Origin of the sequence: Pseudarthrobacter albicanus (assembly GCF_018224015.1) — a bacterium.
Classification (GTDB): Bacteria; Actinomycetota; Actinomycetes; order Actinomycetales; family Micrococcaceae; genus Arthrobacter; species Arthrobacter albicanus.
On sequence record NZ_JAGPOT010000232.1, the window covers coordinates 1 to 351 of the forward strand.

Sequence of the window (351 nt, forward strand, 5' to 3'; positions counted from 1 at the left end):
TGTGCCGGACGCCGTCCAGGGCCAGGGCGATGATGGTCGCGGACCGGGACGGGACCTCCCCGGCGGCGACGGCCTCGCCGAGCTCCGCCCGGAGGGCAGGCAGCGGCTGCCGGCCCGCGAGTACCGGCCGCGGCAGGACGCTGCCGGCCAGGGAGAGCCGGCGCCGGGCCTCCGCGGCGCTGATCCGCAGCCGCGCCCGCAGGAACTCCGTGGTGTTCCGGCAGCCGTCATCCACCGGCACGGACCCGCCGGACCCGGCCACGGCACCGCCGGACCCGGCGGCCACGGCGTCCGCCGCGGACACGCCGGACCCGCCGGCCGCGGAAGCGTCGGCGCCGCCCGGGCTGCCGC

At 81.5% G+C, this 351-nt stretch carries 1 protein-coding gene; it reads right to left on the minus strand.

All coding sequences use genetic code 11. The annotated features are described in order from the left end of the window. On the minus strand, nt 1-351 hold a 351-nt coding region (locus J9611_RS21585), incomplete at both ends, for a DUF222 domain-containing protein (RefSeq protein ID WP_211883387.1).